Annotated in this window: 18 protein-coding genes; 11 read left to right on the top strand and 7 right to left on the bottom strand. The window is 61.2% G+C overall.

The genetic code is table 11. The features are described from left to right. Positions 1 to 66: 66 nt before the first annotated feature. A complete protein-coding gene (locus tag ACSMXN_RS10180; protein ID WP_455407742.1) occupies positions 67 to 1,080 on the bottom strand; it encodes an ABC transporter substrate-binding protein in 1,014 nt (337 codons plus the stop codon). Here ACSMXN_RS10180 and ACSMXN_RS10185 point away from each other — a divergent pair. Beyond that, on the top strand, positions 1,079 to 1,396 hold the full coding sequence (locus ACSMXN_RS10185; RefSeq protein ID WP_196811228.1) for a hypothetical protein: 318 nt from the start codon (positions 1,079 to 1,081) through the stop codon (positions 1,394 to 1,396). The genes ACSMXN_RS10180 and ACSMXN_RS10185 overlap by 2 nt on opposite strands. Before the next feature lie 509 nt (positions 1,397 to 1,905). On the opposite strand, the gene ACSMXN_RS10190 is transcribed toward ACSMXN_RS10185, so the two are convergent. Continuing rightward, positions 1,906 to 4,671 carry a branched-chain amino acid ABC transporter permease/ATP-binding protein gene (locus ACSMXN_RS10190; RefSeq protein ID WP_035943420.1) on the bottom strand — a complete coding sequence of 922 codons (2,766 nt, stop codon included), beginning with the start codon at positions 4,669 to 4,671 and terminating at the stop codon, positions 1,906 to 1,908. A 457-nt stretch (positions 4,672 to 5,128) separates the two neighbouring features. Between ACSMXN_RS10190 and ACSMXN_RS10195 the strand changes: the two genes are divergently transcribed. The 9 genes from ACSMXN_RS10195 to ACSMXN_RS10235 all read left to right on the top strand — a co-directional run bounded on the left by ACSMXN_RS10195 (position 5,129) and on the right by ACSMXN_RS10235 (position 13,590). Then, entirely contained in the window at positions 5,129 to 6,316 is a 1,188-nt protein-coding gene (locus tag ACSMXN_RS10195) for an ABC transporter substrate-binding protein (protein WP_196811206.1), read from the top strand. Between the two features lie 241 nt (positions 6,317 to 6,557). Beyond that, a complete protein-coding gene (locus tag ACSMXN_RS10200) occupies positions 6,558 to 7,259 on the top strand; it encodes a branched-chain amino acid ABC transporter ATP-binding protein (protein ID WP_022912553.1) in 702 nt (233 codons plus the stop codon). A gap of 161 nt (positions 7,260 to 7,420) precedes the next feature. Beyond that, positions 7,421 to 8,116 carry a TetR/AcrR family transcriptional regulator gene (locus ACSMXN_RS10205; RefSeq protein WP_022912554.1) on the top strand — a complete coding sequence of 232 codons (696 nt, stop codon included), beginning with the start codon at positions 7,421 to 7,423 and terminating at the stop codon, positions 8,114 to 8,116. Between the two features lie 129 nt (positions 8,117 to 8,245). Next, positions 8,246 to 8,542, top strand: a complete 297-nt coding sequence (locus tag ACSMXN_RS10210) for a hypothetical protein (RefSeq protein WP_022912555.1) — start codon at positions 8,246 to 8,248, stop codon at positions 8,540 to 8,542. Then, a complete protein-coding gene (locus tag ACSMXN_RS10215) occupies positions 8,539 to 10,182 on the top strand; it encodes an amidase (RefSeq protein ID WP_022912556.1) in 1,644 nt (547 codons plus the stop codon). The genes ACSMXN_RS10210 and ACSMXN_RS10215 overlap by 4 nt, the downstream gene beginning before the upstream one ends. A gap of 233 nt (positions 10,183 to 10,415) precedes the next feature. Continuing rightward, a complete protein-coding gene (locus tag ACSMXN_RS10220) occupies positions 10,416 to 11,264 on the top strand; it encodes a TetR family transcriptional regulator (RefSeq protein ID WP_196811207.1) in 849 nt (282 codons plus the stop codon). Positions 11,265 to 11,401: 137 nt separating this feature from the next. After that, positions 11,402 to 12,535, top strand: a complete 1,134-nt coding sequence (locus tag ACSMXN_RS10225) for an amidohydrolase family protein (RefSeq protein WP_022912558.1) — start codon at positions 11,402 to 11,404, stop codon at positions 12,533 to 12,535. Positions 12,536 to 12,625: 90 nt separating this feature from the next. Continuing rightward, the gene (locus tag ACSMXN_RS10230; RefSeq protein ID WP_022912559.1) at positions 12,626 to 12,883 is read left to right on the top strand and encodes a hypothetical protein; all 258 of its coding nucleotides are present in this window, start codon (positions 12,626 to 12,628) and stop codon (positions 12,881 to 12,883) included. 74 nt (positions 12,884 to 12,957) lie between these two features. Next, on the top strand, positions 12,958 to 13,590 hold the full coding sequence (locus ACSMXN_RS10235; protein ID WP_022912560.1) for a metallophosphoesterase family protein: 633 nt from the start codon (positions 12,958 to 12,960) through the stop codon (positions 13,588 to 13,590). 175 nt (positions 13,591 to 13,765) lie between these two features. On the opposite strand, the gene ACSMXN_RS10240 is transcribed toward ACSMXN_RS10235, so the two are convergent. Together ACSMXN_RS10240 and ACSMXN_RS10245 are read right to left on the bottom strand one after the other, a co-directional pair. Continuing rightward, positions 13,766 to 14,203 (bottom strand): OB-fold domain-containing protein, encoded by a 438-nt coding sequence (locus tag ACSMXN_RS10240; RefSeq protein ID WP_022912561.1) that lies wholly within the window; start codon positions 14,201 to 14,203, stop codon positions 13,766 to 13,768. A gap of 63 nt (positions 14,204 to 14,266) precedes the next feature. Next, entirely contained in the window at positions 14,267 to 15,451 is a 1,185-nt protein-coding gene (locus tag ACSMXN_RS10245) for a thiolase C-terminal domain-containing protein (RefSeq protein WP_022912562.1), read from the bottom strand. 320 nt (positions 15,452 to 15,771) lie between these two features. On the opposite strand from ACSMXN_RS10245, the gene ACSMXN_RS10250 reads away from it, so the two are divergent. Beyond that, positions 15,772 to 18,297 carry a CoA transferase gene (locus ACSMXN_RS10250; RefSeq protein ID WP_196811208.1) on the top strand — a complete coding sequence of 842 codons (2,526 nt, stop codon included), beginning with the start codon at positions 15,772 to 15,774 and terminating at the stop codon, positions 18,295 to 18,297. A gap of 52 nt (positions 18,298 to 18,349) precedes the next feature. On the opposite strand, the gene ACSMXN_RS10255 is transcribed toward ACSMXN_RS10250, so the two are convergent. The 3 genes from ACSMXN_RS10255 to ACSMXN_RS10265 all read right to left on the bottom strand — a co-directional run bounded on the left by ACSMXN_RS10255 (position 18,350) and on the right by ACSMXN_RS10265 (position 23,325). Further along, entirely contained in the window at positions 18,350 to 19,381 is a 1,032-nt protein-coding gene (locus ACSMXN_RS10255; RefSeq protein WP_022912564.1) for a DUF2889 domain-containing protein, read from the bottom strand. 120 nt (positions 19,382 to 19,501) lie between these two features. Continuing rightward, positions 19,502 to 21,976 (bottom strand): CaiB/BaiF CoA transferase family protein, encoded by a 2,475-nt coding sequence (locus ACSMXN_RS10260; RefSeq protein WP_022912565.1) that lies wholly within the window; start codon positions 21,974 to 21,976, stop codon positions 19,502 to 19,504. 140 nt (positions 21,977 to 22,116) lie between these two features. Next, complete coding sequence (locus ACSMXN_RS10265; protein WP_022912566.1) at positions 22,117 to 23,325, bottom strand: cytochrome P450; 1,209 nt, start codon at positions 23,323 to 23,325, stop codon at positions 22,117 to 22,119. Positions 23,326 to 23,546: the final 221 nt, after the last annotated feature.

Below are 23,546 nucleotides of genomic sequence, written 5' to 3' on the forward strand. Positions count from 1 at the left end.
GCAACAGCCGGCCGGGTACTCGCCCCTCGGCGAGTACCCGGCCGGCGTTGACTTCAGAATGCGGCCTTACTTGATGCAGGCTTGGGTCAGGCCGTTAGGAGCGGTCAGCTTCTTGTCCTTGATCTCTGCGGTGAAGTAGCAGAGTTGCTCGCGGGATTTATCCGCCGCAGTGAAGGTCAGCGGCGTGGTGAGCCCGCCCAGGGTGTTGTCCTTGATCGTGTACAGACCGTCGAGGACAGACTTGCTGGAAACGCTTGCCGGCGCAGACTTCATTGCCGCAGTGAAGAGTTGGACCGCGGTCCAAGCGGTGGCCTCGGCCTGGTTGACGTCCGCTGCCTTGATCTTGGAGAGACCCACCACCGTTTGGAAATCCTTCGTCGCCGGGTCGTCAAGGAACGATGGGAACGTCGTCAGCGTGATCAGGGATCCGTCGAAGAGGGGCGAGTCGAGAATCGGCTGGTTTATTGTCGTCGCGGCCAGCAAGTACTGCGGTTCGTAATTCTGGCGCTTGCAGTCGGTTGCGAATCGGACGTTTGCTCCTGACGTCGAAAGGGCGAGCACGTCGACTCCGGCATTCTTCGCCGCCAGGCAGTTAGATGTGTAGTTGGGTGCGGTGCCCGAAGCCGTCGCGCCGTATCCGAACTTCAATCCAGCGGCCTCAGCCCCAGCCTTGTGCAGTGGAATCACCGCTGCGCAGGCAGCGGACTCGGTGCAGTTCACAACGCCGTAGGTGGTCTTGCCTTCGGCCTTGGCCGCAAAGGCGCCACTCCAGATCGCGGTGCGGACCGTGGCGCTCGATGGGAAGAACAGCGGGTTGTCGGTCCAGTCCGGCGTGTAGGAGTAACCGCCGACGACTGGTACTTGCTTGGCCGTAAGCTCTGACGCCCAAGTCGATTCCAAGCCCGACTCGGCCGTACCCACCAGGGCCACCACATGCTTGTTGTCAATGAGGTCCTTGACGCCCGCTTGCGCCGTCGCCGCATCGTTCTTGTCGTCCACTACGTAGAACTTAACGGGGTGTCCGTTGATACCGCCGTTGTTGTTTACCCAGCCTGCCCAAGCTTGATAGAAGGCCGGCATGTCTTTGTTCGTAAACCCGACAACCCCGGAGAACGTACCCACGGTGCCGATGTTGATTACGGACCCCGACAGCGCGGGACCAGAGCTCTGGTCAGTTGGGGCAGATCCGCTCGACGTCGACTTGCTCGACGAGCAGGCCGTCAGCAGCAATCCCGCAATCGCTGCGAAGGCCATCGCTGCGCGCAGTGGACCACGCGACACGCTGGGTCTATTGAAGGTAAATGGCATGAACGATGCTCCAAGCACTCGGTACGGATGGATGATTCGGGACGTGGAGGGCATTGTCGTCGTCGTGCGCTTGCCTGATACGGTGTAAACATGCAAACAAGGTAAAAGTCGGCCCCGTTGGCGACTCGTAAATCACTTGTGGGTGATGGTGATGTACGGAGCTGTGGTCGGGCTAGTTAGTGATGCGGGCATCGCGAGGGCTCTGTCCGGCACGCACCGAGTCCTCCTTGTGCGGACGTGGAAAAGATATACCGCGCGCAGTGGGTGATCTCTGGTTTTGCATTTCTGTTACTTACTTGTTACGCGCTTTCCATGGGAGCGCCTTTCTGCCGTATAGTCAATGGCGTAAACAGCCGAGATACGGGGTATACCTACCTAACTCAGCGCGACGCAATGCCTACAGTTGGTCACGACGGCCGCAGCTCGAGCGCAAGCACCTCCAGCCGCTGACATGATCACGGGCGCTTGCTCGATTACCTCGCGGTATCTCGATTCACGTGAGCGGAAAAGGTGAAGCCGAGGGCCGCCGAGTTCTCGGCGGCCCTCGGCCCTCGTTTTGGCTGCGTGCTCGCGACAGCTACCGCTGCGCTTGCTCGATCAGGCCAGCGGCACGGCATCGGATGTCGGGTCCAGATCGTTTTCCAACTCGACGGCTCCTAGGTACGCCTCCTTGACCAGCGGGCTGGCGGCGACTTCGGCAGGTGTGCCTTCGAAGATCAGATTTCCGAAGTCGAGGACGTAGATGTACTGGCACATCGACATGACCAGGCTCATATCGTGTTCCACAAGGAGGATCCCGGTGCCGCGTTGTGCGACGACCTGCGCGAGAACCGCCCCGAATTGTTGAGTCTCCTGGTTGTCCAGGCCTGAGGAGGGTTCATCGAGCAGGATCATGTCGTAAGGGCCGGCCAGGCACCGCGCCAGTTCGACAAGCCGTCGATCGCCGGTGGAAAGAAGTCCAACTTGGACGGACGCCAGGTGCGCGATACCGCACAGCTCCATCGCATCACGTGGGCGTTCTTCGGCAAGCTTGCGTTCTGAGGGATTGCTGACGACCTGCTTCAACGGCCGAGTGCCGGCTTGAGATGCTTCGACGCCTAAAGCCACGTTCTGCTGCACGGTCAGGGAATTGAACAGCTCCATGCGCTGGAAAGTCCGTCCGAGACCAAGCCTGGCGCGGGCCGCAGGGGCCAGCTTCGAGACGTTACGCCCATGCAGGGTCACGGTGCCGGTACTCGGGTGTAGCAGGCCTGAACATGCATTGAATGTCGTGGTCTTGCCGGCCCCGTTCGGCCCGATGAGCCCCGTGATGGCTCCAGATGGCGCGCTGAGACTGAAGTCGTTCACTGCGAGCGCGCCGCCGAAGCGGACCGTTAGACGGTCTACGTGCAGACCATCTGAGGGTTGTACCGTGCCTCTCTGTTTCAGCTCCACCCGGGCTGCGCGCTGAGTTGAGACCGCTGCCTTCGAGGCGGGCGGCCCGCCGGCGGTTGCCGGTGCGGGCTTGCGCCCGCCGATGCGATCGATGAAGCGGAGGAAGCCAGCAGGCACTCGGCCTTGCGTCTCCAACAGCAGAGCAGTCTGGACCGCGCCGATTCCGAACAGCACAGTCAGGTAGTTGGTGATGTCGAAACTGGTGAAGAACGACGGGACCACATACAGGCTGATGGCCGCTCCGAAGGCATACCAGGGCACGCGTCCGGCCGTAAGCGCCAGCAACGCAACCAATGTGAACGAATTGAAAGAGGGAAAGGTCGATCCCGAAACTGAGGTTCCCGTAGAGGCGGTGAGCGCGCCAGAGATGCCGGCGAGAAATGCCGAGACGCAGAACACGAGCAATTTGGTCAGGTTGATGTTGGTGCCCATTGTGGACAGCGCGATGGGGGAGTCGGCCAAACCGCGGAGCAGCCGGCCGAAGCGGGCGTGATCCAGCCATACGGCGAAAACGGCGCAGATCAAGGTAATGACCAGCACGACATAGTAGAAACCCTTGTCCGAGTCAACGCTGAGCCAGCTCAGGTGTGGCCGGGGTGAGCGCAAGCCATTGGAGTCGGGACCGAACATGAACTTGCTGGTGTAGAACATCTGTTCCAGCAAGATCCCGAAGCCGAGGGTGGCCAGCGCCAGGTAAAGGGTGTTGAGCCGGATCGCCGGAATCGCGATGATCGCGCCGACCGGGATGGCGATGACGCCTGCCAGCAGCAACGCGACGAGCCACGGCATGTGGTAATGGACGGCGAAATGGGAGAATGCTGCGGCGCCGATAGCGGCGAAACCCATATGGGCAAGGGAGACTTGGCCAGATGATCGTACGAGGAGCCCCAGCGACAGAAAGAGGATGACCTCTGTCAATGCTGTGGTGTAGAAGGTCAGTTTGGTTCCGACGATCATAGGGACGATGAGCATCAGGACCAAAAGAACGCTGCCGCCGATGACTTGCAACCGCAGCGGAGCCCGCCACTGAGGTTGTGGGCGTGGAACGCTTGATTGATGAGCCGTTAGCCGAGCACGGGGCACCACAATCAGAACTACGAACAGCACCAAGAATGGCACGGCAGGCGGAAGGCCGGCCCAGAATCCTTGGCCAGCGTATTTGGTTGCTATTGATGCGAGAACCCCGACGACGAGGCCGCCGAGGTAGGTCAGCGGAAGGTTTGAGAAGTAACCGATCGAGGCGGCTCCGAATGCCTGCACGATCAACAGGGTCAATGCCAGCGAACTGAGTCCGATCGAGGGCACGAGTAACACACCTGACAGGGAGGCAAAGATCGTGCCCACGATCCATGAGTACCGGCGAACCACCGTCGGATTGACTCCTTGAGACGCCAAGAGGCCGGGATTATCGACGACCGCGCGCATAGCGGTGCCCATGCGAGCTGTCCGGAAGAAGACGTACAGAGCCCCGGTCGCGAGGAGCGAGACGATAATGATGATCAACTGGTCGTAGCCAACCGCCAGGCTACCGATGGTGAAGGTGTCTTGCGGCAAATACGGATCGACCTGGCGCAGGCTGTCGCCGTAGATGATCGCCGTCCCACCTTGGACGATGAGGATGATGCCCAGGGTGCCGACAATCTTCATTGTCGTGCTCATGCCGGCTAGTCGGCGAGCGATCAGCTCCATCCCAAGGCCCATCAGCGTCCCGAGTACGCCTACGCTCAAAAGCATCGCCCACGGCCATGGCATCCCCTCCTGAGTATGCAAGGAGTAGAAGACGTAGGTTGCGACAGTGGCGAGTGCGCCCTGAGCGAAGTTGAAGATTCCCGATGTCTTGAAGGTCAAAACCAGACCCGTGGCTGTCATGCCGTAGACCGCACCAGCCGTCAGGCCTACCAGAATGAACGGCAGAAGATCCGAGAGCATGCGTGAAAGCTCCAATTCTAGGGTCGCATTTTGATTGAGGCGCGGTGCCGGATGACCCGGCGCCGACTGCATCTATGTCGGGACCCTATACGGCGTTTTACTGTAGCGGCTAAATCCATGCAGTAACGAGTGGGTAACAGGATAATCGCACGGACAAGAAGTCTTGACGCTGTATAGCTCATGTGGATAGCATCGCCGAAGCTGCGCGTAGCCAGCATCGACAGCGTGCCTTGTTGCGGGGCCCGCGCGTGTCGAAGTGTGTCAAGAAAACGTCCAGCGGGATCCGCAGACAGTCCCAGCCGCCGAGCCGGCATGCGAGCATGCCCCTTGACTGACGGCACGTTCTGTTCAGCGGCAAGCTCGCTGGGGGTCCAATCACCCGAGTACAAGGAGTCACCCCCACATGCAGGTCACCACCGGTAGGCGCGGCATGTCCGCGAACAGATGGAGAGCCGGGGTGGCAGCGGGCGCAGGCGCCGTGTTGCTCCTGGCAGGCTGTTCATCCAGCGACAGCTCAGCGAGCGGAGCGGCCGCTTCGTCAGGACCCGCGCTCACGGCGTCCACCATCGAAATTGGCACCGTCGGCACCTTTTCAGGAGTCGCGGGCGACGCGAACAAGAATATGCCCGCGCTGTACGCGTCATGGGCGAAATGGGTCAACAACGGTGGCGGCCTAAATGGGCACCCGGTGAAATTCGACGTCGTGGACGATCACAACGACGCGGCGACCGCTCAGTCGGCCGTGAAGGACTTGGTCGAGAACAAGCACGTCGTTGCCATAGTGGGGGCAGCCGAGGCGGGCCTGGAATCCACCTGGGCTTCTTACGTCGAATCGAAAAATATCCCGGTCGTCGGTGGTTACTCCTACACGCCGCTCTGGACGACCAGTCCGATGTTCTTTCCCTCCACGGCAACCCTGACGACGGCCGTGTTCAGCGGGGCCTTCATGACCAAGTCCGAGGGTAAGTCGACCTACGGCGTAGTCAACTGTACGGAGGTCGCTGCGTGTGCGGCTGCGATCGACTTCCACAAGGCTGCCGCCGCTGCGGCGGGAATGAAGTTCGGCTACGGCGCGACTGCCTCAGCAACCGCTCCCAACTACACGTCCAATTGCCTTGCAGCCAAGAACGCAGGAGTAGATGCTCTATCGCTCGCGATCGAAGGCGGTGGCAGCGTCCGGATGGCCTCCGACTGCAAGAGGCAGGGCTACACCCCGGAATATATCTTCAACGCGACGTCGGTTACGCCGGATGTGCTGGCCTCGCCGAACGTCGATGGCGCGGCTGTGCCATTGACTACGTTCCCCGCCTTCGTGGACGACTCAGCGACAGCGGACTTCCATACGGTGGCAGACCAAGCAAAGATAAGCGACAAGAACCTCGGCCCTGCTGAGGCAACGGCGTGGGTCTCGGCGCAACTCTTCGCGACGATCATGAGACCAGCCCCGGCCACGGTCACGAACCAGACCGTTCTCGATGCGTTGTACACGGTTAAGGATCAAACGGTAGGGGGGCTCACCGGGCCGCTTACGTTCTCCAAGACCGTTGCTAATAACGCCCGTGCGGTGAATTGCTACTACGAGGCCAAGATTTCCGATCACAAGCTGGTGGCGCCGCAAGGGCTGAAGGCGAGCTGCATTTCGTAACTGATCGATGTGCGCCGTTGACAGAGCGCGGCCGGGTGTTGGTATATGCGCACCCGGCCGCGCTCAGTTCGCTCCGTACGGAGGCTCGTGGCGCGCGTCGAGCGGATCATCTTTACCTTCTGTTCGTGCTCTTGTACGGTGTCTAGCAAGTCATCTAATCGGACTCCACGGGCCAGCGGGCCCGAACGGTTCCCTTGAATCGGAACATTAATCTTCACCAACTATTTGCTGAGGGGCTCGCATGCTTCGTGTCACGGATCTGACGGCCGGGTATGGCGACACCGTGGTCCTCCGCGACGTCTCGCTAGAGGTTCGCAGCGGACAGGTCGTCGCGCTGCTAGGGCCGAATGGCGCCGGTAAGACAACGTTGTTGCGCGCGATTGCCGGCGAACTGCCTGCGCTCTCAGGCTCGGTGCACCTCATGGACTCGGATGTAACGGCAGAGCCCACGTACCGGCGCGCCCGGCATGGTCTATGCCACATCCCAGAGGGTCGTGCGATCTTTCCGAACCTCAACGTTCGTGACAACTTGATCATGCAGAGTCCCAAGGGCAAGGAGAAGGAATCGATCGCACGGGCTGTCGAGGTTTTTCCCTTCCTCAAGGACCGCATGAGGCAAGTTGCCGGAAGCCTTAGCGGTGGCCAGCAACAGATGCTGGCGATGTCGCGGGCCTATCTCGCCGCGCCGCGTTTGGTTCTGGTCGATGAGGCATCAATGGGACTTGCGCCCGTCATCGTCGATCAAGTCTTCGACTTTCTGCATAAGATAGTTGAAGAAGGTGCGTCGTTGCTGCTGGTTGAGCAATATGTGACGCGCGCTCTGGACATGGCGGACTATGCGTACCTGCTGTCGCACGGCGGGATTGTGACCCATGGCGACGCGGCTGCTCTCAAAGACGAGGATCTCTTCAGCAAGTACCTGGGCATGGAGGCCGCGCACTGATCGCTGCCGGGTGATGCGCTCGAGTTGCGTTTCGCTCCCAACTCCGCCGCCCCGCTCGCGCTCCAACTGAACCGGTGCATGGCACAATGCACCAAGCCGTTCGGGTAGCCAGCCGGTAGCGGATGCCCTAAGCGAACCGTACAAATGGGAAGCGGGGTATCTTGGCGCGCAAGACCGGCCCGATCGAGGTTGCCGAACCTCCGTCGTCGTCTCCAGTCATCCCGCAGCGACTTCTCGGCGTGGACGAGATCGTCGAAGCCGGGTTGAACCTCGGACTCGAGCAGGGCTTTGAATCCCTCAGTATGCGGGCGTTGGCGCGCGAACTCGGCGTCTCACCGATGGCTATTTACCACCACGTAGGCAACAAGGACGATCTGCTCGTACTGCTCGTTGATGCTGTTCTTGCCGGCATTGACGTACCGGCGCCGGACAGCGGTCCGTGGGATGAGCGCCTGCGGATCCTCGACGGCACGAGCGTGGCCCTGTTGGCTACGTGGCGGGGCATCGACGCGATCATGTACCGGATGAGACCGACACCGCATGGGTGGCGTTTGATCAATGCGTACATTGAGATATTGCTCGATGCAGGATTCAATGAGCGCGGTGCGGCGCTCGCGTTCAGCGTCATCCACTCCTACGGTCTCGGCCGCACGGGCATGGCCGATCGGTTGAGTCGCTCGCGACATGAACATGAAGGCCCGCCGCCAGCCTGGTCAGCACTGGCGAGAGTTCAGCCGCATTGGGCCGATCTGAATCGGTCCGATTACCGGGGGTTCGCGTTCGACGTCCTGATTGCTGGTTTGCAAACCATCCTCCGTTCGGATCGATATCGTCAGAAGCCGGCTACCCGGTTGTGACCGAGTAGCCGGTCTTCGCGCACCGTGACTCACGGTCGTTACATAAAAGGTGATTAATCGCAACACAATCCCGGTTGGTTGTCATTGGGCATTTCACCCGATTCGTACAGCTAACTAGAGGAGCTCTGCATGTCTGCGGATCCGTCCACGCTCACCCCGGATGAACTCAACACCTTCATCAAAACCAGACTTGTGTTGTCCGGCATCGATCTAAGTTTGTTACCCACCACACCCGATCCTGTCACTGGGGCACCCACCCAAGATCAGGTACTGACCTCGCTTCGGTCTTTCGTTCTCAGTTCGCCAGTGCAGATCAACGCCTGGCGTCCAGCCGCAGCCTCTACGCCCCTCAGCCAGGAGCTCTCGCCCCCGCTGGAATACCCATCGATCACTGAGGCCTGGACCGGACGGGCGGCCGAGAAATGAGCCGGGAGATCAATCGCCGCGTTTTCCTGGCCCGATCTGCCACGGTGACGGCAGGAGCGGCGGTCCTTGCCGCCGCGCCGGTCGTGCTCGAATCTACAACCGCTTCGGCGTCGCCGGCTCGGGCGCCGAGGCCGCGCAAGGTCGTCATACCTAACGTCGATGTCCGAGCGGCCGCCAGGAAGGACCCCACCGAGGCGACGTTGGCCGAGGCTGCAAACCTATTGCGAACCCGCAAGCTGACGGCCACCACCTTGGTCGAGGCACATCTGGATCGGATCAATCGTTTCGACGCGATCTATCAGGCTTTCAATACCGTGGTTGCGGCCGAGGCCATAGCTCAGGCCAGGGCGGCGGATCGACACTTGACCGGCGCGCTTGCGGGTATCCCGCTTTGTATCAAAGACAATTACTACACCGCCGGACTGAAGACGACCGCGAACTCGTTCATCTACCAGGACTTTGTTCCGCCTTACGATGCCACCTCTGTCGCCCGACTCAAGAACGAGGGTGGCATCGTCCTCGGTAAGGGACAGATGGGCCCTTTGGCAACGACGCGTGCCACTACGCCCAACGGCACGATCACGACCGTAAATGCCTGGACGCCGGGCGACATCAGCGTCGATCCTGGCGGCTCGTCCACTGGTCCCGCTTGTTCGGTTGCCGGTCGGATGGCCTGTTCATCGATCGGTACCCAGACGGGCGGCAGCATTGTCAATCCGTCCAATCAGCAGAACCTCACCGGTCTGAAGCCGACGATGGGTCGTACCTCGATCTATGGTGTGATTCCGCTTTCATACACACGCGATCACTCAGGCCCGCTCGCCCGCGATGCTCTCGACGCCGCGATCATGATGACCATCATGGCCGGTGCCGACCCGAACGACGTCCGTACGCTCGGTCTGCCGGCAGTGCCCGACCTGATCACGTCGGCGCTGCCCGTGACCAAGCACGGCAGAGTGACGCTACGGCGGCAGACCACGATCGGAGTGCCGCCGGACTTCTTAACCACCAACGATGCGTCGGTGCTGGCGTTGCGCAAGACCTTTCTCAACACCCTTGGCAACATTCCGGGAGCCACAGTGGTCGACGTGACCTACCCGACCGACTGGGCGCTCATGACCGGCCGGTTCAACGACATTCGCCTCAGTGAGCGCGCGGAGCCCTTCCTGCCTTATTTGAAGCAGGACCCCAAACTGTTCGGCGTATCGTTGCTCAGTTGGCTGCAGGGCATCTTCCTGTCCGGCGACGAGTGGGTCACCGGGCAGCGGGCCAAGCACCACCTGTTGCGCGAATTGCTCGATGACGTCATGGGTTCTTGCGATGTGTTGCTGCAGACCGGGCCCGTCCCGTTCGACATTCTCGGTTTGCCCGAGCTTGCGTTTCCGATCGGGTTCGAAGCGCTCGGCGTCGACCCGAAGGTGCCCGTCGGAACGATCCTCGGCGGCCGACCGTACGAAGAAGATCGCTTGTTGGAGGTTGCGGCCGCCTACCAGGCTCTGACTGACTGGCATACCCAACGGCCTGCCGACCCTGTGCTGCCGGCAGCGAAGCCCCTTTCCGCGGCTCGGACGGCCGCCGTCGCTTCAGCGGCGCAACCCGGTCGGCTTACTCCGGAGGAGGCCTTGGCAACCAGCGCGTAACGCGGGTGGGGTGCGCAACCGCGCTGCGGCGCTGCGCACCCCGCCTTCGGGCGGCTACGTTCGGCGACCCTCAGCCGTTAGAGATACTTGAGAGATATCGGTGCTGGACGGCAGCGTAGGCCTCGCGCCGGCCCGGGTATTAGGGCCTGCGTGACATAATGCGCTGACCTGGGTCGAAGATGGCGTCGGCTGGCGATGTTCGCTGTGCAGACGGTTACGCGGATGAGAAGCGGGTGATCGTCTTGCCACGCGTGAACGGCGCAATCGGTGTGGAACGAGCTGCGGAGATCCCCGGTGGTCAGCCACGGGCGCTGAGTATCGATGAGATCGTCGAGGCTGCCCTGCGACTTGGGCTTGAGCATGGCTTCGAGTCCCTCAGTATGCGTCCGCTCGCCCGTGAGCTAGGTGTATCGCCGATGGCCATCTACCACCACGTGGGTAACAAGGACGATCTGTTGGTACTGCTCGTCGATGCTGTCCTGGCCGGAATCGTTGTTCCGCCGCCAGACACTGGCATGTGGGAGGAGCGGCTGCGCATTCTGGACGGCCGAAGTTCCGCGGTCTTGGCCACCTGGCGCGGTATCGATGCAGTCATGTTCGGAATGCGACCTACCGAGCACGGTTGGCGCCTGATCAACGCCTACATTGAGATATTTCTCGACGCGGGCTTCGACGAGCGCGGCGCCGCGTTGGCGTTCAGCGTCATCCACTCCTACGGCCTTGGTCGAGCGGGTATGGAGCAGCGACTGATGCGCTCCAACGCGCGGGGCGGACGGGAGGCGCCCCCGGCCAGCTGGCCGGCATTGGCGCAGCTACAACCCTACTGGGCGGATCTGCACAAGCCCGACTATCGAGACTTTGGCATCAACGTGATCGTGGCGGGTCTACGGCTAATGCTGTCTGCACACGTCGATCGTCAGGAACCAAACAAGGGTAAGCACGGCACGCCCCCGACGGCCAGGGCGGCCGAGGTCCTCCCCGTCCGACGACGGGCCACCGTGAAATCGACAACGTCGGCAACGTCGACAAAGGGCACGTCGTCAAAGGCAACTTCGACATCGAAGACACCACGAGGAGCCTGACGGATTGCTCGTCCGTCAGCCGCACCTTCTTGCGGGTTAACTCCCTGCTGACTAACATCAATTCTACGCTGTATAAGTAGTTGCGCTATAAGGCAGCTACCCGTCGGTCACATTTCGTCCCCCCACAGGAGACCAACATGATTCCCAAGAAAATCTGGGCGAACTCGGGTGACTCGCACTTCGTCGAGCCAGCCGATCTGTTCGAGAACGGCCTGCCCAAGGCGTTGGCGGAGAGAATGCCCAGGTCCGAGAAGTTCGACGGCTACGAGATCGTCACTGTCGATGGCCAACAATTCAAGCGCAACATGCCGCGACCGGGCAAGAACGGGCAGTCGATGGGTGATCTCGTCAACAATCGCGCGCCCGGTGCAAACGATCCGCATCTGCGTTTGAAGGACCTCGACGAGGAAGGAATTTGGGCCGAGGTCACCTTCCCGTCGATCGGTATCTGGGCCAGCTCGATCAAGAGCACAGATCTCATGCGCGAGGGAGTCAAGGCCCTGAACAACTGGGCACATGAGTACATCATGAAGGCCTCACCGCGCCTGATTCCGACGGCGTCCCTTTCATTGCTCGACATCGACGACGCGGTCGCCGAGGTCGAGCGTTGTGCGCAACTCGGCTTTCGCGCGGCCTTTCTTCCCACAGCACCACCGCCGGGGCAAAAGCCGTACAACTACGTAGACAACTGGGACCCGCTGTGGACCGCGCTCGAGGCCAACAACATGGTGCTCGCTTTCCACATCGGCACGGAGCCGCTCGACGCCGACAAGCAGACCGGTGTGCATTTCCATGGTCCGGGCGGAGCTGTACTGAACTACACCTACACCACGTTCGGCGGCCAGATCGCGACGATGCAGATGGTCGCCTCCGGCGCGCTCGACCGGCATCCAGACCTCAAGGTGCTCGTTTCAGAGGGCGGTGCGGCGTGGGGTCCGTTCTTGGGCGATCGTATGAACGAAGGGTATCGCCAGCACGGAATGTATGTTCGTCCCGAGCTGTCCAAGCCGCCGTTGCAGTTCATCTTCGATCAGGTCTACGCCTCGTTCCAGCACGATGTCACCGCCATCCCGGCAATGCGCAACATGGGCTGGCAGAACGTCATGTGGGGTAGCGACTACCCGCACCTCGAAGGCACCTACGGACACACTCAGAAGACGCTGCATGAGCTGTTCGACGATCAGCCCGAAGAGGTGCGTAAGCGCATCACCGTCGGCGCGTTCCAAGACTTGTTCCCCGAGGTCGGCGCACCACCAGCGGACGAGTTCTGATATTCGGGTACGCAAATCGTCAGGTGCCGGGGCACTGCTGTTGAGGGCCCCGGCAGCCGCGAACCGACATACGAAATAGGTCTGAGCAAAATGGAACTACGCGAAATCGAGATCGCGGACGACGAAGAGGTCTTGGGGACACCAAGCTTCGAGGTGCTTGTCCGCGACGGTCGGCCACTGTCGAGTGGCTCCTACTTCATGGCACCACCGCTTTACATGCGGGAGGCGACTTGGGATCCAGCCATCGCTGATCGACTGCTCGTTACCGCCTCGGACGGCAGCCATTGGTACTCAGATGACGTCGCCAAAGAAGGTCCAGTCAACGCCGTTTTGCGACGACTTGACTGAGCGCCGGCCAGCCGAGAACTGGCGCAGTCACCCGAGGCGATGTGGTAGCCGGCCGAGCTCGAGAGCGGGTGGCTATGAGATTCGGATTGATCTCTGACGTGCACTGCAATGCCATTGCCTTCGACAGGGCCTTGGCAGAGCTGAAGCCGGACGTCGATGAGATCCTCCTGTTGGGCGACCTCATTTATGAGTACAAGTTCTCCAATGCAGTGATCGACCGCGCTCGTGAGGAAGGGCTGCGGTCTGTGCTCGGAAATCATGAACTCGGCTTCTTGAAGTATGGAACCTCCAAACCGCGCCCGGACGCGTCGGAGACAAATATCGCCTACCTCCGCTCAATGCCGATGCGCCTGGACATTGTCGCCGACGGCAAGAAGATCTGCATGGTGCATGCAAGCCCGTTTGCCCCGTTCAACGAATACCTCTATGCGGGCTCGACGATCTTGGAACGTTGTTCGGAGCTGGACGCGGACATTCTGCTGCTCGGCCATACGCATGTGCCTATGGCCGAGCGTTACCACCGCACGCTGGTCGTCAATCCTGGCTCGTTGGGAGAATCGCGGGATCCGACTTCGCGGCTTGTCTCCTACGCAATCCTCGACACGGCGACAGAGACGGTCGAACTCCGCCGCTTTCCGGACCCCGCACATGATCCGGATGCCGCGACGTCAAGTTCGAACCTGAACCCCGCCGATGGAGAGCCCTGAGGCCGGCGCTCCTCAGAGGTAGTTATACCGTGCCGGTCTTTTCGTCCGACTCGCCATCGGTGACTCGGTGACCCGGTGACTCGGTGACTCTTGCTCGGCTTTCGGGCAGGGTCGGCCAGACGTCCGCGCTCCTTTGCTCTCCGATAACCCTGGTCGGCCGTCACGGACCCTCCGGTTACGTGACGAGGCGTTTTACCCTCGGCAACGTCATATTCGGAGTTTGTTCGTAGATCACCTCAACTGGCATGCCGATGGTGATGTCCTCAGCCTCGGTGTCGATCAGATTCGTCACCAGCCGTACGCCAGGCGCGTCAGGAAACTCAACGAGCACGACGTTGAACGGGACGCTTGCGGTGAGCGCTGGATGTACGGCATGGGTCACTATGGTGAAGGTGTACACGCTGCCGCGGCCAGCAACGGCGATCCATTCGTCTTCGAACGCGGCGCAGTTCGGGCACATCGGTCCAGCGGGATGGCGAAACGTCTTACACACCGCACAGCGCTGAAACGCCAGCTCGCCCTTCGCCGTACGTGACCAGTATTCCTGTGAGTACTTATCCGGAAAGCTGATTGCGATGTCGGCTGGGAGGTAGTTGTCGGTGTTGATGGTCATCGGCTGAAGTCCCTTCGGCTGGCGGTTCTGATTGCGCGAATTTTGCGCCGGCTCGATACGGCCTCAGTTACGCAAGATGAGCGCGCTCGTGGGAAGGATGCCAGGCCCGGACGTGATAAGGGCGATCTCGGCATCGGGAACCTGAGAAGTCGAGGTACCACGCAGCTGGCGCACCCCTTCGATTGTGTGGGTGAGGCCGAGCAAGTAGACCTCGGAGAGGTTGCCGCCGTGCGTGTTGACCGGCATCCGGCCGTTGCCCCATTGGATACCGCCGTTCTCGACGTAAGGGCCACCTTCGCCTTCGCCACAAAAACCGTATTCCTCGAGTTGCATGATGACCAGCGGGGTGAAGTGGTCATACATCTCGGCCACATCGATGTCACCGGGACCAACCCCAGCCATTGCATAGACTCGGTCGGCGACGGGCTTGTGTCCAGACCAGTGATAGATCTCATCCGGCATCTGGTGGTAGAAGATGCCTTGACCAAATGGCCCGGGGCCGCCCATCGCAGCACCCATGACGTAGACAGGCTTTTGCTTTAGATCCTTGGCCCGTTCGGCCGAGGTGACGATTACCGCCGTTCCTCCGTCGGTCTCCAGACAGTAGTCGAGCAGGCGAAGCGGATCGGCGATCATCCGCGAGTTCTCGTGATCTTCCAGGGTTATTGGACTTCGATGCAGCGCATTCGGATTCCGGCTCGCATGAAAGCGCGTCGAGACGGCGACCTCGCCGAAATGCCGTGTGGTCGTGCCGAACTTATCCATATGCTTGCGGGCCATCAACGCGAATGACTGGCCGGGTGACATCAATCCATATGGGTGGTAGTAGTCCCAATCGGCGACACCGCCGCCGACAATGCCCGTCCGAGCGCGCGGCTGGCCGCGGCGGACGCCGACCGGTCCTCCCGAAAAGCAGGCCTTGTTGCACAGAACGACGTCGGCATACCCGGCCGCTACCGCGGCGACCGCATTGGCGACTGTTCCTTGGGATCCCCCGCCGCCACCGCTCATGATCGTCGAGTAGCGCAACTCTTTGATCCCCAACGCCGTCGCGAGCATTCCGGCGTCAAAGCCTCCGGCGTAGAAGGAGAAACCGTCGACATCGTGCGGTTTCAGCCCTGCATCGTCCAGCGCCACTGTCGCTGCTTTGACCATCAATTCGAGTTCGGTCTGATCACCGGACTGGCCGCGTTTGTAGAACGGGGTTGTACCAATACCGACAATCGCAGCTTTATCTGTGATCGACAAGCCAATTCTCCCAACCTCGAAGAGGAGTCCCCGCGACGTAATCACGGCGAGGTAAGCGGGCCGGCAACGCGCTCGCCGCTATACACCGTAATTTTTGAAAGCATCGTTGTCAATAGACGACCACGGTCGGAAGGTGCAGTCCTTGACAGCATTTGAGGATCGATCTAGTTTTCGTTTCAGGCACGGTCTAGGCACAACGCCTGGCGATTATGTGCCAGGTCGGCACATTCCGCACGAAGTCGAGGCAGCTGCGCTGGCATTGCGTCGTCGACCAAATCGTGGGGTCGAACCGCCGCTACTGTAAGGAGATCGGCGTCCATATGGGTGAAAGCAGTGCGACGGCCAGCGACTCGATCACGCCCGGCTACGCTGACGTCCCGACCAGCGGGCCACTCACGGGCATCCGAGTGATGCTGCTTTCGCCTACACAGCCTGGAATTCAGGCCGGCCAACTCCTGGCCGATTTTGGAGCCGAGGTAATCCACATCGAACCGCCAGGCGGGAGCGCCTTGCGCACTCAGGCGGCGTGGCCGTTCTGGGCCAGAGGCTCGCGAAGCATCGAGCTAGACCTTAAAGATGCGACGGACCTGTCGACGGCCCTTGCGCTGGCAGACGTCAGCGATGTGCTGATCGAGACGTTTCGCCCGGGGGTTGCTGACCGTTTGGGCCTCGGCTACGAGGCGTTGCGAAATCGGAATTCGGGGCTCGTGTACGCGTCGCTTTCTGGTTTTGGCAGCGTGGGGCCGCACACGAAGCTGCAAGGCTACGAAGGCGTGATCATGGCCAAGACCGGCGTGCTGTGGCAAGTTGCCGGCATGGCCGGCGGAGCCAACCCGTCGCGGCCGGCGTTTCCCTCTGCACTGTATGGATCCTTCCCGGCTACGCAACTTGCGCTGCAAGGTGTGTTGACTGCATTGATCGAACGTGCAGACAGCGGACTTGGCCAGCATGTCGAGACCAGCATCGCTCAGGGGCTCACCGTTCACGATACGTTCAATTGGTTTTCCCGTGTAGTTGCCCAACGTTTTCAGGGTGGTTTCAGTCAGACCCCAGTCGTCGAGAATGGCGTGCCTACGGGCGGCCTGTCGTTTCGCCTGCTGATCGCAATGACCTCAGATGGCCATTGGCTGCAGTTTTCTCAGGTGGTCGACCGGCTGTTCATAGCAATGATGCAGACGCTGGGGCTCGGCTGGATGTTGTCGGATCCAGACTGGGCCGGAGCGCCCAACTTTGACGATCCGGCCAAGCGGGAGGCCTTCTGGGAGCACCTGCTGCTTGCCGTCAACTCGAAACCGCTCGCCGAGTGGCAGCGGCTGTTCGATGAGAATCCAAACGTTTGGGCGGAGACCTTCCGACGCAACAACGAGGTTCTCGATCATCCACAGACGATCTGGAACCGCATGGTCGTCCAGATAGAGGATCCTGAACGAGGTCCGGTGCTCCAGCCGGCGGCCGTCGTCCGGATGGATTCGACGCCGGCGCAGTTGGGTTGTCCGGCGCCTCGCCGCAACGAGCATTCCGGACCCATTCGTCAATTGGTGGCTGGTCGGCTCGACCGGTGTGGTGATGCCGATATCGGTTCGCCTGAGCCCGGCGCGTCGGGCGCGCCGCTATCGGGGCTCACGGTTCTCGAGCTCGGCACTTACTACGCTGCGCCCTTCGGCGCCACGTTGCTCGCCGACTACGGTGCGAGGGTTATCAAGATCGAGGAGCCGGCCGGTGACCCGATGCGCAACATGCTCCCGTTTCCCGATGTTGCCGGTATCAAGGCATTGGTTGGCAAGGAGAGCATCGCGGTAGATATCGCGACCGCTCAAGGGCACGAGATCGTGCTTGATCTCGTCCGCCGGGCGGACGTCGTTTTGCAGTCCTTCCGCGCCGGAGTGGCTGAGCGGTTGGGTTTGGACGCGATCACTCTTCGCGCGGTGAATCCGAATCTTGTTTATGTCACCGCGCCTGGTTATGGCCCGGACGGGCCGTGCGGCCACCGTCCGGCCTATGCGCCGACCATCGGCGCGGCCGCGGGTCTGGTCGATCGAAATGCTCCTGCGGCGATCAGCGACGGGGTCGGGATGTCGCTCGAGGAGATCAAGCAGCAAGCTGTCCGCCTGATTTACGGCGTGATGGGAGTCGGTAACGCCGATGGTTACGCCGCGGTCACTGTCGGGACCGTAATGAGTCTCGGTCTGCTCGTCCGACGCCTCGGCTTCGGTGGTCAGAGCATGTTGGCCACCATGCTTTCGACGGCTACCCATGCGCTTTCCGAGCAGATGGTGCGTTTCGATGGTCGACCGGCCGCGCCCACTGCCGATGCCGAGCTCTACGGAATCGGTGCGCTCTACCGTCTTTACGAGGCAGCTGATGGTTGGGTATTTCTGGCTGCTCCTTCTCAGCGCGAGTGGAGCCGTTTGGCGTCAGCTCTCGCCGTTGACTTTCCGATCGCTGAGGATCCCCGCTTCATCGACGCGGCCGCGCGGACACAGAATGAAGCAGACCTCATTTCTACGCTGGAGAAGATCTTCCAGACGTTGCCTGCTAGTACGTGGGAATCGCGACTAACTGCCGTCGACGTCGCATGCGTGGAGGTAATGCGCGGTCCCGTAGAAGCCCATTTTCTGGATCCAGGAAGTCTGGGCGACCTCTCTGGTTTCGTGACGACGTGCAAGCATGCAGTGCTCGATGAGATTCCGCGGCTGGCGCCACTCGTGCGGTTCTCTCGCTCCAACACAGTGGCCGGCAATCCTTGCGCGATCGGTGAGCACACTGTTCCGATCCTTGAGTGGCTTGGCTACTCAGCAGATCGGATTGAGACGCTGCAAAGCAGCAAGGCTGTCGTTGCCGGCTGACCGTTCCCCAAGGCCTGAAAGGCCTGAACCGCCGTGACTGCCCGTGGCAATCTCAGCTTGGCAGTAAGGCCAGCAGAGTGGCTACGTCTTCGATCTCTCGCAGCTGATCGGTCAGGTGCGTACAGGCTGTGATGCCCAACAACTCCGCGCGGGCTTGCGCCCGAAGCCCCGAGACCGCCATCCCCGCTAAGCGGGCACCACTTCCGGCCGCCTGCGGACACTCCTGCCAGGGCAGCACACGGGGAGTGGCCTCGCATTCGAGGATTCGCATCTCGACGGGATCGATTACGGCAGCCACGGTGTATTCGTGAATGATCGTCTCGACACCATCGCTGGCCAAGTGGCTGTCCCGGAAGAACGTGTCGACCTCCAAAAGGCCATCTTCGTTCTTCCAGAGGTCGGCTCGCCGCCAACGTCTCATCGAATCCGGGCGCAACGGCCCAGGGAATTCATGCCAGCCAATCGTGTCGTCGGCATCGACGATCTCGGTTGCGACCGGGCCGGTGACCAAGGCGTGGCCGCCGCCATCGGCAAGGGCATTCATGATGGTGCCGCCGACCTGGAATCCAGCACACATGTTGGGACCGTGCGCCGGTGGTCCGGGTGCTCGCATGGTCGTCAACGCGGTAAGCGTCAGATCGCCACGCTTGACCGCGTGTCCGACTGCGTAACCCGAGACCAGCGTTGCAACCGGGATGTCGTCTAGCAGCAGGTAGATCAGTTCGCCGTGAGCCGCAGTTGTGTCGGCATCGATAGCCGCTCGAAAGCCCGCGCTGGCTATTCGTCCGATGAGGTTCTCCACGCCAACTACATGAGGGGTGGTCTCAATCTCCTGCACAACCGGCCCACCGGTATAGGCGATGTCCACCGCCATCCTCGCCGAGCCAGCAACTGTGGTGGTTCCGTCCATATGCGTAATGAGATCGCGCGCACGGCCGGCGAGGCTGACGCGACGATCGAGGTCACCGCTGCGCAGCGAGTCGATGGTCGACGTTCTTCTGACTGAGCCAGGGCGCCGGCGTGGAGTACCGGTTGTCGGCTCGTGTGGTCCATGTGCCGGATGCAATTCCAACTGGTTGGCCATGGAAAAAATCTACGCCGGAGGCTCGGGTACGGGAGGGCAGTGAGAGCAAATCGACACACCAGCCACTTCGTCCTCGCCTTCGCGGCAGCCTTCGCCGTCTTCACCGAACGGCTGGGAGCATCAGCCGACTTGTGCGACGCCCCGTTCGGCGAGATCGGCAATCTCTTCGGCGGTATACCCGAGTTCGCGCAGTACCGGCGCTGTGTGTTGCCCCAGCGTGCTGCCAACAGTGGCGACAGTCGCGGACCTGGAGAACGTGTTAAAGGGCCCCAAACGCGGGTACTCTCCGAGAATCGGGCTGTCGACGGTCGCCAGCCACCCCTGGCTCTCCGCCAACTCACCCATAAAGATCTGTTCGACCGGCCGGTCTTCGACCACCACACAGCCGATGTCCTGCGCAAGCAAATCCTTCTCCCAATCGTGTGCGGTTCGAGCACGCAGGGCGAGGCTCAATGTCTCGGCCAACTCTGCGTCGTGCTCGATCCGCGATTGCGAGGTCGCGAAGCGGTTATCGGCACTCAGATCGACCTGATCGGCCAGAGCCTTGACGAGCGGTTCCCATTCCTTAGGCGAAGGCGCGGCAAGAAACACCCATCCTTGCGCTGTTTCATACAGACGGTACAGAGCGCTGAGGCCGTGTGCGCCAGCGTCAGCGGTCGGTGCTTGCGAGCGTCCTGCGTACTCCACCATGTCCTCGGCGAGGCAATGAGCACAGGACTGCAGCATCGTCGTGAGCATCCGCTGACCGCCGAGTCCCTTGCTTTGCAGGTAGGCGCCGACAGCGAGCGCGGTTCCGACAGCCAGTGCGGCGACGCCGTCAGGCTGGGCAGCTGAGCTTCCGCCGGCAGCCTGCAGCTGCAGAGCACGCGCCCGGATCACATCGAAGTCGTCTGGCACTCCTTCAGGAATCAGCGCGCCAGCGTTGCGCATGGCGATCCCGCTGCCCGCCGCGATCGTCGGTGCGAATGCAGGGCGATTTCCGTACGGCGCACGAATACCGAAGCCGGGCGCATCGAGATACATGATCTGGGGGTTTACTCGGTGCAGGTCGTCTGCGCCGACGCCGAGACGGTCAGCTACACCCATGCGAAATGAGCAGAGCACGAGATCGCAAGATTTCGCGATGCGTTGCAAGATCTCTTTGCTTTCAGGCGCAGCCAAATCGAGCGCCACCGATTCCTTGCCTTGTAAGACCTTGATCGCACCGGACTCGGGAAACGGTTGCTGCTTCCGCATCGGATCGCCGTCAATCACCTCTATCTTGATCACCCTGGCGCCAAGATCGGTCAACACGGTGGCCCCATAGGGCGCGGCGTAGAACGTTCCAAGTTCCAAGATAGTGACACCCGACAGCGGCAGCAGCCCGGTAGGAGCTGCAGGCGCGGGGGCAGGTTGGAGTTCGACCTCACCGGCACGAGCGCGCAGTTCGGTGCCGTGTTCGTCGAGCTCAGACGCATCAGCGCCCAGCTGCGCGGGAGTTTCACTAAATCGGATCAGTGGGCCTGGCTGTAGGACATCGCCATGTCTGCGATCCTGAAGCACGATGGTTTGGTTTTCAGCCGCCAGTTGCGGGTGATGCAGGAGTGCCGTGCCGCGGCGGAATACCTCGGCGAAGACATTTGGATCGTCGTCAAAGACCGCTTGCCACTCTGCCAGCGTGCGATTGCGCACCTCGGCCAGCAGCATGTCCCAGAACTGGAAGCGTTTGGCCGCGCTCGCACTTTCGGGGATGTTCACCGTGTTGATGCACGAGAGGATAAATTCGGACCATTCAGGGTCTTGTTTCATCCACTCGAAGCCAGCGGCGCGAACGAAGGCATCGAACAGGCGTGGCTGAACCTCCGAAAATTGAAGCCAGTGACCATCCTTCGTGACGGCAACGAGCAATTTGTAGGTGAAAGCGGAGTTCGGACTTCCGTCCGCGGCGATGGGCAACGCGCTGGAAAAGGCATCGGGATAGCGTTGGGTCAGGAGCGCATTGACCTGATTCCACGGATCAAGGCCACCGAGGCTATGTGCGAGGCTCGTCTCCACAAGTTGGCCCACGCCGCTAGTCTCGCGCTCACGAAGGGCTGCGAACACTCCCTGCAGCAGAGTTTGAGACGCACTCCACGAGGCGAACGGAACGGTAAGAAAAGCTGGCCCTGGTCGCGGCACCATGCGCTGATGGGCGACGTTCGCGCCGATCTTGGCCATGATCAGACCCTCGTAGCCCTTGGTGTCTCGCATCGGCCCGGACCGGCCCCAGCCGGTCACTGAGCCGTAGACGGCGCGAGGGTTAACAGCTGCGACGGATTCGTAGTCGATAGCAAACCTCGCCAAGGCCTTGGGCCGAAGTGAGGCCAGCACGACGTCGGCGCCCGCTGCAAGCCGAAGAGCGCAGTCGGCGTCGACTGCGTTATGAAGATCGAGCGCGATGCTTTTCTTTCCCCGTCCGAGGAAGCGGAAGCCAGGAATGGCTCTCAACTCGCTACCCGCGGGTGGCTCGATCGATATGACCTCGGCTCCGAGATCGGCGAAGAGATTCCCGCATTGGGCAATCGTCAAGCTGGTGCCGATCTCGACGATCCTCAAGCCGTTCAAGGGTCCACCCATGCGTCGTTCACCATTCCCTATGAAGCGAGTAACGATCGAGGACCAACTCGTGGTGTTCGCCGAGCTAGGAGATACCCGAGTAAGTTAACCCACCGCGGGTCGCAGGGATAGAGCAATGGCGGATACAGGGCCGGGACTTGCTAGACGTCCCACATGAGCGTCAGATTGTTCAAGCCAATCTGGTTGGAACCGTGCTCGCGAATCTCGACACCGGGCGCGAGACGGTAGTTAGGAATGCGTTTGTGCCATTCCTCCAGCGCGATGTTGAGCTCTTGGCGCGCCAGATGGGCGCCCAGGCAGCGATGCGGTCCGGCGCCGAATCCGATATGCCTGTTGTCCTGCCGGTCGATGATTACCTTGTCGGCGTCGGGGAATTCGGCAGGATCACGGTTCGCCGACACCAGCGGTAGCCAAACCGAGGTCCCCGCCTTAACCGGGCAGCCGGCGATCTCGGTATCGGTGAGCGCCTTGCGGGCCGGCGTAACGAATGAGTAGTACCGCACAAACTCTTCGATTGCGCCCGGGATGAGAGCGGGGTCCGCGACGATTCTGCGCCGGTCTTCGTCATGGGTGGCCAAATGCATGAAGGAGTAAGAGAGCTGCATGGCGACGGTATCGAGGCCCGCCATGAATAGAAGGAGGAACAGCGACTGCAGGTCGTCGTCGGTAACCGGCTTGCCGTCGATTTCCCAGCCAGAGGCGATCGTGACGATGTCCTGCTTCGGCTGTTTGCGCCGGTCGGCAATCAGGTCGGCGAAATAGGCGTTGACCTGGCCCATCGCAGCCATGGAACGTTCGAGTTCAGTCGGCGGCAGGTGGAGGATCTCGGTTTCCCAGATCTGGAACTGGGCAGCATCTTCCACGGGCAAACCCATGAGCTCCATGAAAATCACATTGGGGTACAGCAATGCAACTTCTTGAATGAACTCGCACTCGCCGCGTTCGGCGATGTCGTCGAGAATCTCGACAAATCTGCCTCTGACGCGAGGCTCCAACTTCGCTACGGCACCCGGCGAGAACAGGCCGCCGAGCAGCTGCCGCCAGGCCGTATGGAGTGGGGGATCGAGCATCTCGGGAATCCAGAGATACTCCGGATCGGGGACGTGCAGCCCGCCGAGGTGGTTGGAGAAGACGCTCGGATCTTGGTACACCTCCCGAATGTCTTCCATCCGCGTGGCAAGCCAGAACTCGTGGCCTAGCGCGTCACCGCGATGCATCGGGGCCTGCTCGCGCAGCCGATCGAAATTGTCGAAGTGCCAGAGCGCCGGTGATTCGACCCGCGCCACTTCTGTGAGATTCAGAACTGCGTTGGAGTCTGCTGTCTTTGGCTCGCGTTCGACGGCGGTCATGACACCTCCGGGGCCTCTGTTACCGCAACATCAGGCATCTCAAGTGAGTTCGCTCATAGTTGCAGTATCACTAGCGAGACGCAAGAGCTCGTATTCGCAGCCGACTGCAGCCAGCGGAATGTGCCGCGTACAGGTCCCGCCGAGAAACAGGCAGGCTTGCCATGAGCGGAATAAAGTGTCCGCCCGGCACCGCTGGGACTAGGACAGAGCATCTGACGTCC

The sequence above is a fragment of the Parajatrophihabitans canadensis genome (assembly GCF_053764775.1).